General features: G+C 65.2%; 10 protein-coding genes. 2 read left to right on the top strand and 8 right to left on the bottom strand.

The window, feature by feature from the left end; all coding sequences use genetic code 11:
* On the bottom strand, window positions 1-2,112 hold the full coding sequence (locus tag J2X57_RS14900) for a TonB-dependent receptor (protein ID WP_309868298.1): 2,112 nt from the start codon (window positions 2,110-2,112) through the stop codon (window positions 1-3).
* 171 nt (window positions 2,113-2,283) lie between these two features.
* Between J2X57_RS14900 and J2X57_RS14895 the strand changes: the two genes are divergently transcribed.
* Window positions 2,284-3,132: a methyltransferase gene (locus tag J2X57_RS14895; protein ID WP_309868297.1), complete on the top strand. Its 849-nt coding sequence runs from the start codon at window positions 2,284-2,286 to the stop codon at window positions 3,130-3,132.
* Between the two features lies 1 nt (window position 3,133).
* Window positions 3,134-3,682, top strand: coding sequence for an rRNA large subunit pseudouridine synthase E (locus J2X57_RS14890; protein ID WP_309868296.1), 549 nt, complete (start codon window positions 3,134-3,136; stop codon window positions 3,680-3,682).
* Between the two features lie 36 nt (window positions 3,683-3,718).
* Here J2X57_RS14890 and J2X57_RS14885 read toward each other — a convergent pair whose 3' ends face one another.
* The 7 genes from J2X57_RS14885 to araG all read right to left on the bottom strand — a co-directional run bounded on the left by J2X57_RS14885 (window position 3,719) and on the right by araG (window position 10,897).
* Window positions 3,719-4,825, bottom strand: coding sequence for a hypothetical protein (locus tag J2X57_RS14885; RefSeq protein ID WP_309868294.1), 1,107 nt, complete (start codon window positions 4,823-4,825; stop codon window positions 3,719-3,721).
* Between the two features lie 71 nt (window positions 4,826-4,896).
* A complete protein-coding gene (gene dgoD / locus J2X57_RS14880) occupies window positions 4,897-6,048 on the bottom strand; it encodes a galactonate dehydratase (RefSeq protein ID WP_036116413.1) in 1,152 nt (383 codons plus the stop codon).
* Window positions 6,049-6,050: 2 nt separating this feature from the next.
* Window positions 6,051-6,662, bottom strand: a complete 612-nt coding sequence (locus tag J2X57_RS14875) for a 2-dehydro-3-deoxy-6-phosphogalactonate aldolase (RefSeq protein WP_308846306.1) — start codon at window positions 6,660-6,662, stop codon at window positions 6,051-6,053.
* 5 nt (window positions 6,663-6,667) lie between these two features.
* Window positions 6,668-7,477: an SDR family oxidoreductase gene (locus tag J2X57_RS14870; RefSeq protein WP_239708941.1), complete on the bottom strand. Its 810-nt coding sequence runs from the start codon at window positions 7,475-7,477 to the stop codon at window positions 6,668-6,670.
* Complete coding sequence (locus tag J2X57_RS14865; RefSeq protein ID WP_036116407.1) at window positions 7,474-8,367, bottom strand: SMP-30/gluconolactonase/LRE family protein; 894 nt, start codon at window positions 8,365-8,367, stop codon at window positions 7,474-7,476. Before J2X57_RS14865 ends, J2X57_RS14870 begins: the two co-directional genes overlap by 4 nt.
* Entirely contained in the window at window positions 8,367-9,368 is a 1,002-nt protein-coding gene (araH, locus tag J2X57_RS14860; protein ID WP_308846303.1) for an L-arabinose ABC transporter permease AraH, read from the bottom strand. Before araH ends, J2X57_RS14865 begins: the two co-directional genes overlap by 1 nt.
* Window positions 9,365-10,897: an L-arabinose ABC transporter ATP-binding protein AraG gene (araG, locus tag J2X57_RS14855; RefSeq protein ID WP_309868287.1), complete on the bottom strand. Its 1,533-nt coding sequence runs from the start codon at window positions 10,895-10,897 to the stop codon at window positions 9,365-9,367. The genes araH and araG overlap by 4 nt, the downstream gene beginning before the upstream one ends.
* Window position 10,898 lies beyond the last annotated feature (1 nt).

Genomic DNA, 10,898 nt, shown 5'->3' with positions numbered 1-10,898 from the left:
TTACCGCCAGCGCAAATCCACACCCACCAGGAACGTCCGTCCCGGCGCCGGCTCGTAATATCGCCCGTTGCCGTCATTGACGATCACCGAGCCGACCACATGCCGGTCGACGAGGTTGTCCACCCTCGCGAACGTGTTGATCCGCCACGGGCCGTCATCGACGATGTACCCGCCGGACAGACCGAACAGCGCGTATCCCGCGGCCGACTCGGTCCCCAGGTCGTTCACCGAGGTCGAGCCCATGGCATTCATATCCAGCCCGACCTGCCAGCCACGCTCGGCACCGTACTTCAGCGCGGCATAACCGTTCGAGCGTGGCACGCCGGGAATGCGCGTCCCCGCGGCCACCGGCGTATCCGGCGTGGAGCAGCCGGTCGACACGCAGGTGAGAAACGGCGTACGGAAGGTCGCCTGCAGGCGCGTGTACGACGCGACGAAGTCGAGGTTCGGGGCGAGCTCGGTGCGGAACGATGCTTCCAGCCCCTGACGGCGCGAGCGCGCGATGTTCTGGTAGGTCGTGCGACCCCCCAGATTGGTCGCCACGGCCAGCTCGTCGTCGCTGTCCGCACGGAACACGGCGAGGCCGGCTTCCGTGTGGTCGGACGGCTGCAGCTTGATGCCGACTTCGCCGTTGTGCGAGCGCGAGGGTTTCAGGTCGAAGGCGAGACCCGCACCGCCATCGGCGCGATATCCGAGCTCGGAGAAGGTCGGCGTCTCGAAGCCGCGACCCCAGTTCGCGTACACATGTGCCCATGGGGCCGCACGCCACATCACACCGAAGGCCGGCGTGGTCGCGCTGTACTTCGTGGTGCCGCTGTCGTCCGGGTTGCCTGCGGCGATGTATCGATCCGTCGAGCGGAAGCGCACCTCGCTGTGACGCAGGCCGCCCATCAGACTCCAGTCCTCGGCGACACGCCACGTGGCCTGTGCGTACTGGTCGAAGTCGAACACGCGGTCGATCTCGTCGCGACGTTTCGCGCCCTGTACGCCGAGGGTATTGCCAATGTAGTTGTTGTAACCCTGGCGATGCTGTTCCTGGTTGTCGTAGCTGATGCCACCGGCGACCTCGAAGGGCCGGCCGGCCAGCGTGTCGCTCCAGGTCCAGCGCGCGTCGCCGCCGCCGTATTCGTTATCCAGGTCGACGACGCCGCCGGAGTTGCCCGGCTGAGCCGCCTGCGTCGCCTTGGGAATCGACAGGTACTGGGTGACGCTGCGCTGGCCGTAATAGCCCATGACGCGCAGGCTGTTCGCGCTGTCGATGCGCTGGTCCCAGATCAGACCGGCCTGCTGCTGATCGGTCGACTTGCGCGTGTTATACGTCTCCGCGACCGAGGCGACCTGTTGCGGGTCGGCTTTCACCTGGGCCCGGGTCAGACCGAGCGGATCCTGCGCATCCGGCACGTCGACAGTGTTCACGACCAGCGTCAGCTTGCTGTCGTCGTCGATCTTCCAGCCGATCTTCGCGTTGCCGGACTCGCGGCGCGCGGCGCTGTGATCGCGATAGCCGCTGGTGCGGAAATGGCTGAAGTCGATGTTGTAGTCCACCGGGCCTTCGGTGCCGCGCGCGTTGACCGAGCTGCGGAAGTTGCCGTTGCTGCCGCCGGCCACACCGAAGCGCAGCTCCGGGGTCTCGGTACCGTCGGCGGTGAAGATCTGCACGACGCCGCCTGACGCATTGCCGTAGAGGGCCGAGAACGGCCCGCGCAGCACTTCGATACGGTCGGAGGAATCGAGGTTGAAGTGCGATACCTGGCCCTGACCGTCCGGCATGGTCGCCGGAATGCCGTCGGTGTACAGGCGGATGCCGCGGATGCCGAAGGTGGAACGCGCGCCGAAGCCGCGAATCGACACCTGGGCGTCCTGCGCATAGTTCTGGCGGTCACGGGCGATAATGCCGGGAATGGATTGCACGCGCTCCGAGAGATTCACGTCCAGCGAGCCATCGGGAGGCGTCGTCACCACGTCGATCGCCGCCGGAATATCGTAGGGAGACTGGGCGGTACGGGTGGCCGTGACCACGACCGGTGCCAGCGTGGCTTCCTGTGCGGCGGCGTTGCCGGCCAGCGCGAGGAGTACGCCAGCGGCGAGCGGGCGAAGGGGGAAAGAGCGCATGTGTGAGGATCCCTGCGGAACAAATGCTGCAATGCAGAAGGCACCAGTGTAACGGCACGGATGTTTTCGCGCTTTCACCGGTCCGCCGCAGACGAACGGAAAGGCAGGTGGCAGGGCCGGATCGCCGTGCTAGCCTTCCCGGCCACATTCCCGCAAACACCCGGTGTCGCCATGAAGAAGCTCGCATTCGCCTGCGCTGGACTGCTCGGTCTGGCCCTCTCGCACACCGCGCTGGCGGCCGACGTCGACCAGCCCGCGCAGACCACGCCACCCGCCAGCGCCGGTCAGCTCAGCTCGGCCCAGCTCGACAAGGCGATCGCCGGCAGCTGGCGTTCGCCGGAGAACAAGGCGCGCGACGTCTACCGTCACCCCAAGCAGATGCTGACCTTCTTCGGTATTCGCCCGGATATGACCGTGATCGAGATCTGGCCGTCGGGCGGCTGGTTCACCGAGATACTGGCGCCTTACCTGCACGACAACGGCCACTACATCGGCGCGATCGAGACCGGCTCCAAGGGCGTGGCCTCGATGCAGAAGAAGTTCTCGTTCGCCTCGGCACAGTACGGCACGGCAAAGATCGTGGAGTTCAACCACAAGGCCCCTGTGCTGGGCGCACCGGGATCGGCCGACATGGTGCTGACCTTCCGCAACGTGCATAACTGGGCCGCCGATGGCAGTGCCGAAGCGATGTTCAAGTCGTTCTTCACGGTGCTCAAGCCCGGCGGCGTGCTCGGCGTGGAAGACCATCGCGCCGACGCGGGCAAGAAGCTCGACGACGTGGTCAACTCCGGCTACCTGCCGACCGACTACGTGATCAAGCTCGCCACCGATGCCGGCTTCAAGCTGGACGCGCAGAGCGAGATCAACGCCAATCCGAAGGATGACCACAACCATCCCAAGGGCGTGTGGACGCTGCCGCCGACCTACGACATGGGCGAGACGGACAAGGCGAAGTGGGCGGCGATCGGCGAGTCCGATCGCATGACGCTGCGCTTCGTGAAGCCCGCTTCCGCGAAGTAAGGTGCTGGTCGCGCTCAACAAGCCCTACGGGGTGCTCTGTCAGTTCACCGACGAAGCCGGCCGGCGCACGCTGGCCGACTTCGTGCCGCAGAAGGGAGTCTACGCGGCGGGGCGACTGGACCACGACAGCGAAGGTCTGCTGCTTTTGACCGATGACGGTAAGTTGCAGCATCGCCTGGCCGACCCGAAGCACAAGCAGCCGAAGACGTATGTCGTGCAGGTCGAGGGTGTGCCCTCCGAGGAAGCCCTCGGGCGCCTGCGTCGCGGCGTGACGCTCAACGACGGGCCGACGCTACCGGCGGGGGTCGAGGCGATAGACGAGCCGGAGTGGCTGTGGCCGCGCGATCCGCCGGTGCGTTTTCGCAAGACCGTGCCGGACGGATGGTTGCGGATCGTGCTGCGCGAAGGGCGTAATCGCCAGGTGCGGCGGATGACGGCGGCGGTAGGCCTCCCCACCTTGCGGCTTATCCGCGAGGCGATCGGCGACTACCGCCTGGACGGGCTGGGCCTGGGCGAGCTCCGGGTCATCGAGCCGCGCTCTCTCAGGTAGGAGCGCGACTCGCGGGCGACATCTTCGGCCTCACGTTCACGTGCCTGCGCGGAGGTGTAGCAGCACGGCACGATCTTCGATTTCATAGTCACCTTGCCTGCCCGTGGGTGCGACGAGTTCCATTCTGGTCAGTCGCTTCAGCGCAGCCTGGATCTTCGCAGTCGTCAGGCTCGCGTCGATGTCAGGCCAGCGGCTTAGCCAGGCGACGGATTCGGTGCTGTATACCGACGGGTGACCGGGTTGCGCCAGCATGTTCATCAAGGCGAGTTCGAGTGGTCGCAATTCTTCGAGCAGCGCGCCCGCACCCGTCTCCGTGTGCGACTGCATCCACTTCGCCATCGCGGCATCGATATTGCCGTTGCCCGCGATCAACAGGTGCAGGATCACTTCGTTGAGGAACTCGGGCGTCCGGCCGAGGCGTTCGAACGCGTTTCTGAGCGATGCCTCGTCGATCCGGGCACGGGTACGTTCCGCGAGAAAAACCATTCGGTCTTCGATGAAGTCGTCGCCAAGGTCGGGGAGCTGTACGGGCATCGCAGACGCGAACAGTGGCGCTCTTTGCTGGCGGAACATATGGTTCAAACCCTCGCGGGAGGATCCCGTGTAAAACACCAGTAGTCGCCCTTGCAGCTTCTGGATGACCGTCCGTAGTGCCGCGACGAAGTCTTCGCGCTTTGCTCCGGCCAGCGCTTGGACCTCGTCGAGCACAAGGAGGGTGACGTCTTTCTCCGCGAGCGCGGACAGGGCGAAGTCGAGCCTGTTCTCCAGAACGGCATCGGGCGTGAAACTCACGGGCTCGAGAGTCGATTCGACTTCGGCGGCGCCGGCGCTCGCCTTGGCGCGAAGGTGCCTGAAACGTAGACGTCGCTTCCAGCCGCTGCGTCTTGCCTCGAGGAAAGCCTCCAGGCCCTCGACGAGCGCAAGTTCCGGCTCGCCTCTTCGCCTCCAGAGATCGATATACAGCGTCTTCCAGCCGAGCTCATGAGCAGCCGGGATGAGCTCGTGCCGGACGAAGGAAGTCTTACCCTGCCGTCGAGGGGCAAACAGCGTCACCCCTTGCTTCAGTCCGCTGGTAAGGATCCGAAGGACGTCCTCAACGAGTCCTTTCCGGGGGAAGTACGGCAGTTCGAACGACAGGCCCATACCAGTTATCCATAATTATTCAAAGTTGAATAATTGTGGATAATCCTGGAAACGTCAATTCGCGCAATGGCTTACCATTCCGCGACCGACCCATCCTTATGCCGCCACAGCGGATTCCGCCACTCCGCGGCCTCGCGGCTGCGTTCGATGATCCGCTCCTCGTCCACATCGATACCCAGACCCGGACCGGTGAACGGCTGCGCATAACCGCCGTCGTCCAGCTTCAGCGCGTCCTTGTTGCGGACGTAGTCGAGCACCTCGCCACCCTTGTTGTAGTGGATGCCCATACTCTGTTCCTGCAGCGTGGCGTTCCAGCTGACGAAGTCCACGTGCAGGCACGCGGCCAGGGCGATCGGGCCCAGCGGGCAATGCGGGGCGAGCGCCACGTCATAGGCCTCGGCCATGGCGGCGATCTTCACGCACTCGGTGATCCCCCCCGCGTGTGACAGATCGGGCTGCAGGATAGAAATGCCGCCGCGCTCGAGCACATGCTTGAACTCGTAACGCGAGTACATGCGCTCTCCCGCCGCGAGCGGAATGGACGTCTGTTCGGCGATGCGAGGGTAGTACTCGGCAAGTTCTGCCAGCACCGGCTCTTCGATGAAGAGGGGGCGGAACGGCTCCAGTTCCTTCACCAGCACCTTGGCCATCGGCGCGGAGACGCGACCGTGGAAATCGAGACCGAACTCGATGGTGTTACCGAAGGCCTCGCGGATCTCGGCGACACGGGCGACCGCGGCGTCGACCGCCTTGCTCGAGTCGATGATCGCCATTTCTTCGCAACCGTTCATCTTGAACGTGTCGAAGCCATGGGTCAGGCGTTCACGAATCTGCGCGATGACGTCCGCCGGACGATCGCCGCCGACCCAGCAATAGGTCTTCATGCGGTCGCGCACGCGCCCACCGAGCAGTTCGTATACCGGGGCATCGAGCACCTTGCCCTTGATGTCCCAGAGCGCCTGGTCGATGCCGGCGATGGCGCTCATGAAGACGGCGCCGCCGCGGTAGAAGCCGCCGCGATACATCGCCTGCCAGATGTCGTTGATGCGCGCGGGATCCTGTCCGATGACGAATTCGGACAGCTCCTGCACGGCGGCCTCGACGGTGCGCGCGCGGCCTTCCACCACGGGCTCGCCCCAGCCGACGACGCCTTCGTCGGTCTCCATCTTGAGGAACATCCAGCGAGGCGGAACGCGATAGGTGGTGATCTTGGTGACTTTCATGCTCAGACCGAACGATAGGCTTTGACGAAGGCGGCGGCCTGGTCGCGCGTGCGGGAGACGGGCTGTCCTGGTTTATACAGGTCGCCGCCCAGACCCGCGCCGATGCAACCGGCGTCGAGGAACTGTCCGAGATTATCGGGTGTGACCCCACCCACCGCCAGCAGCGGCACATCGGGTGGCAACACGGCACGAATCGCCTTGATGTACGCCGGTCCGAGGTTGGTCGCCGGGAACAGCTTCAGCGACTGCGCTCCGGCGGCGAGGGCGGCGAATGCCTCGCTCGGCGTCATGAAACCGATCGCCGTGTAGAGATTGCGCTCGCGCGCCTTGCGGATGGTTGCCGGATCCGTGTTGGGCGTGACCATCAGATGGCCGCCCAGATCGGCGACTTCGGATGCCAGCTCGGGCGACAGCACGGTCCCCGCGCCCACCAATGCACGCTTGCCGGCCGCCTGGACGGCCAGCGGGATGCTGCGTCGCCAGTCCGGGGAATTGAGCGGAATCTCGATCGCATCGAAACCGGCTTCGATCAGTACCTCGACGTGGTCGACGACCTCGTCGGGAGTGATGCCGCGCAGGATCGCGATAAGGGGAAGAGCGGTAGGCCAGGCCATGACGATTACTCGTGGTAAAGCTGCGAACGACCGCCGTCGATGCGGATGTCGGCGGCATTGATGTAGCGGGCCTCATCGGAAGCGAGGAACAGCGCCGTATAGGCGATCTCCAGCGGTTCGCCGATGCGCTTGTTGGGCAGGATATCGGTCTGCTTGCGGCGCTCGGCCACCGGATCCGCGGCGGCGGCAAAGCCGGCTTCCGCGATCGCGGTGAGGACCAGGCCCGGCGAGATCGAGTTCACCCGGATGTTGTGCGGCGCGTACTCGATACCGAGTGCCTTGGTCAGGCCGATAAGGCCGTGCTTGGCGACGGGGTAGGGGAAGCAGTGCGGAATGATCTTGTGCCCATGCACCGAAGCGATATTGACGATGCTGCCGCGACCGAGCGAGAGCATGCCCGGCAGGACGGCCCTGGCGCAGTTCCACGCGCCTTTCAGGTCCACCTCGAAGCAACGCGCCCACTCGTCATCGGTGAGCGACAGCGGCTCGTTGAAGACGTTGATACCCGCGTTGTTGATCAGTACGTCCGGCGCGCCGAAGCGCTCCGTCGCGGCGGCCACCATGCGCGTGATGGCCTCCCCGTCGGTGATATCGGCCTGAAACAGCATCGCGTCGTCGGTGTTCAGCGATGCCAGCGTCTCACGTGCCTGCGCGTTGTCCTCGAGCACATTGAGCACGACCTTCGCCCCATGCGCCGCGAACAACCGCGCCGTCGCCGCACCGATGCCCTGCGTCGCACCCGTCACGATGGCGACCTTCCCAGCCAGGCGGGGAAGCGGTGTCGTGCGCGGGTCCGCGGTCATGACAGCGCTCACGTGACGACCTTGTGCCCGTAGCGGGCTTCGGGAAGACCGCGACCGCGCGGCGGCGTGCCGATGAAGATCGCACCGTTGAGCGGCTCGTCCTTCAGCACGGCCTCGTCGAGACCCTTGTACGCGGAAGTGATCACCATCCGGTCCAGCTCGGCGCCGGCAAAGCTCACGCAGCTGGGCTGGCGCGCGGGCAGCTCGATGGTGGCATCGACGCGACCGTCGGGTGCGTAGCGCACCACGCGGGACGCCGCCCACTGCGCATTCCACAGGTAGCCTTCCGCATCGATCGTCGAGCCGTCGGGCTCATGACCGGCGCTCAGCTCGGCGAAACCGCGGATGCGGTCGACCTCACCCGTGCTGTCGTCGTAGTCGCAGGCCATGATCCGTGCCGTCGGCGAATCCGTGAAATACATCGTTTTCCCGTCAGGGCTGAAACAGATGCTGTTGGTGATCGCTGCCTTGGGCAGTGACAGGCGGCTGAGCCCGCCTGCCGGCGTGTAACGCCAGAACGAAGCGATCTGCTCCGGGCCGCGCTCGTTGAGGGTGCCGAAGATGAAGTTGCCACCCCGGTCGCAGCGACCGTCGTTGGCGCGGGTGCCGGCGACATCCGCCTCGATGTCCCCGAGCACGTGCAGCTTGCCGTCGCGTGTATCGAAACGGGCCAGCTGCTTCTCCAGTGCCAGCAGCAGTACGCCGGGCTCATGGGTCAGGGCGAAGCAACAGACGCGGGCGGGCAGCGCGTGTTCGCGCACCACGCCCGTGCCGGGGTCGTAGTCGTAGATCGTTGACGCGGAGATGTCGGTCCAGCGGACCAGTCCCATCAGGTCGTCCCAGATCACTCCCTCGCCATGGGCCTGGCGCTGCGGGGACAAGGGTTTGAACGAATCGGTCATCAGCGGGCTTGCCTGCGGTTCTTGAGCTGGTCCACGAGGACGGCGATCAGGAGGATCGTGCCGCGGACCAGATACTGGTAGAAGGCGTCGATGTTCATCAGACTCATCGCATTCTGCACAGTTCCCATGATGAGAACGCCAACAAGCACGCCGCTGATGCTCGCCCGGCCGCCCATCAGCGAGACGCCGCCCAGGACGCAGGCCGAGATCACGTTGAGCTCGAAGCCCTCACCCGCATTGGGCTGACCGCTGGTCATGCGCGAAGCGAGGATGATGCCGGCCAGTGCGGCGACCAGGCCCTGAATCAGGAAGATCAGGATCCGCACGCGGTCCACCGGCACACCGGCAAGACGCGCGGCATCGGGATTGCCACCGATGGCCAGCGTATTGCGGCCGTAGATCGTCTTGTTGAGCAGTACACCGAAGAGGACGAAGCAGCCCAGCGTGACCCACACCGGCACCGGCAGACCGAACAGCTCCGCGCTGCCCAGGGTGAAGAACGCCTCGCTGGTGACGCCGACCGCCTGGCCCGAAGACGAGATGAAGGCCAGACCGCGGACGATCTCCATCGTCGCCAGCGTCGTGATCAGCGCGTTGATCTTCAGCTTGGCGATGACCGCGCCGTTGATGAAGCCGATGAACGCACCGGCCAGCAGGCTCGCGCCGATACCCAGCGTGACGCTGCCGGTGGCGTTGGAGACGATGGCGCAGAACACGCCGGCAAAAGCCACGGTGGAACCGACCGAAAGATCGAAGTCCCGCGAAGCCAGACAGAACATCATGGTGCAGGCGACCATGCCGATCTGTGAGACGGACAAGGCCAGGCCGACGATGTTGTCCCACGAGAAGAAGTACTGCACGGTGACGCTCAGTACCCCGAACAGCACGATGAAGATGCCGATCAGGCTGTAGTCGTCGATAGCCTGCCAGAGCAGGGCACGGCGGCGGTCGTCGCGTGTTTCGCGCGTCGCGCCGATGGCGGCGGCGTTGGGTTCGGTCATGGTGAAACGTTCCTCGTCGGGATGGCGCTGGCGCCTTCATTGAGAGCGGCGGCGAGGACGTTCTCCTCATTCGCCTGCGCGCGGTCGAACTGTGCGGTGATGCGACCGCGGCACATGGTGACGACGCGGTCGGAGACGCCGAGCACTTCGGGAAGTTCGCTTGAGATCATCACCACGGCGACGCCACGGTCGGCCAGTTCGTAAAGCACGTTGTAGATTTCGTTCTTGGCGCCGACATCGATACCGCGGGTGGGTTCGTCGACGATGAGTACGCGGAGGTCCTTCTCGGCCAGCCAGCGCGACAGCACGGCTTTCTGCTGATTGCCGCCCGAGAGCAGACGGATCTCCTGCCGACGATGCGGCGTACGGATGCGCAGGCGATCGATGAAGGTGTCGGCGGTACGCGCCTCATTGCGGTCGTTGACGAACAGCCCCGCCGTAAGATGGTTGCGTCGCGCACTGATGTTGATGTTCTCCGACACCGAGCGCACGCCGATGATGCCGTCTTCCTTGCGGTCCTCGGGGCAGAACACCAGGCCGTGACGAATGGCGTCGCGCACGTGCGATGGCTTCACCGCACGCCCGTCCACCGTGACTTCCCCGGCGGTGCGGCGATCCGCACCGTAAATCACTCGCATCACCTCACTGCGGCCCGCGCCGACCAGGCCGAAGAAACCGACGATCTCGCCGGCCTTCACCTCGAAGCTCACGGGCAGCTGCACGGCGCGGCCAGTGACGGCCTTGACGTCGAGACGCACCTTGCCGTGCGCACGGGGGCGATAACCGAAGATATCGCTGATCTCGCGACCGACCATGCGCTGCACGAGCTGGTCGCGGGTGACGCCTTCGAGCGTGTCGAAGTCGGCCACCTTACGTCCGTCGCGGAAGATCGTGGCGGCATCGCAAAGCTCGAAAATCTCATCGAGGCGATGCGAGATGTAGATCATGGCCTTGCCCTGCGCACGCAGGTCGTTGACCAGGCGGAACAGCACCTCGGTCTCACGGTGCGACAGCGAGCTGGTCGGCTCGTCGAGGGCGAGGATCTTCGCGTCGCGAAGGATTGCCTTGACGATCTCGACCATCTGCCGCTGACCGATCGACAGCTGCCTGAGCTTCGCACGCGGGTCGAGGTCGACACCGAGGGCGTCGAGGCGCTCACGCGTCCAGGCCAGCGCCTTGCGCCGGTCGACCAGGCCGAAACGCGTTGGCAGGCGACCGAGCAGGAGGTTCTCCATGACCGAGAGCTCCGGTACGTACTGGAGCTCCTGGTGGATCACGGCGACACCGGCGTCGATGGCGTCGGCGGCCTTGCGGAAATGCATGACATGACCGTCGATCGCCACCTCACCCTCGTCGGGGATGTATTCGCCGCCGAGAATTTTCATCATCGTCGACTTGCCGGCACCGTTCTCGCCGAGCAGGCCGTGAACGGTGCCGGCACGCACGGCGAAACCCACGTCGCCGAGCGCGCGCACGCCCGGGAACGTCTTCCCGATGTGGCGAAATTCCAGGCGTGGCGTGTCACTCATC

This window comes from Luteibacter sp. 1214 (assembly GCF_031455395.1).
In the GTDB taxonomy this organism is placed as follows: domain Bacteria; phylum Pseudomonadota; class Gammaproteobacteria; order Xanthomonadales; family Rhodanobacteraceae; genus Luteibacter; species Luteibacter mycovicinus.
Note: the sequence above shows the minus strand (reverse complement) of the source record. Positions and strands in the feature narration are given on the sequence as shown.

What these genes read in the sequence shown, in the direction of transcription:
- J2X57_RS14875 (WP_308846306.1), bottom strand. Translation starts at nt 6,662, where the DNA reads ATGGCCTGGCCTACCGCTCTTCCCCTTATCGCGATCCTGCGCGGCATC.
- dgoD (WP_036116413.1), bottom strand. Translation starts at nt 6,048, where the DNA reads ATGAAAGTCACCAAGATCACCACCTATCGCGTTCCGCCTCGCTGGATG.
- araH (WP_308846303.1), bottom strand. Translation starts at nt 9,368, where the DNA reads ATGACCGAACCCAACGCCGCCGCCATCGGCGCGACGCGCGAAACACGC.
- J2X57_RS14865 (WP_036116407.1), bottom strand. Translation starts at nt 8,367, where the DNA reads ATGACCGATTCGTTCAAACCCTTGTCCCCGCAGCGCCAGGCCCATGGC.
- araG (WP_309868287.1), bottom strand. Translation starts at nt 10,897, where the DNA reads ATGAGTGACACGCCACGCCTGGAATTTCGCCACATCGGGAAGACGTTC.
- J2X57_RS14900 (WP_309868298.1), bottom strand. Translation starts at nt 2,112, where the DNA reads ATGCGCTCTTTCCCCCTTCGCCCGCTCGCCGCTGGCGTACTCCTCGCG.
- J2X57_RS14885 (WP_309868294.1), bottom strand. Translation starts at nt 4,825, where the DNA reads ATGGGCCTGTCGTTCGAACTGCCGTACTTCCCCCGGAAAGGACTCGTT.
- J2X57_RS14895 (WP_309868297.1), top strand. Translation starts at nt 2,284, where the DNA reads ATGAAGAAGCTCGCATTCGCCTGCGCTGGACTGCTCGGTCTGGCCCTC.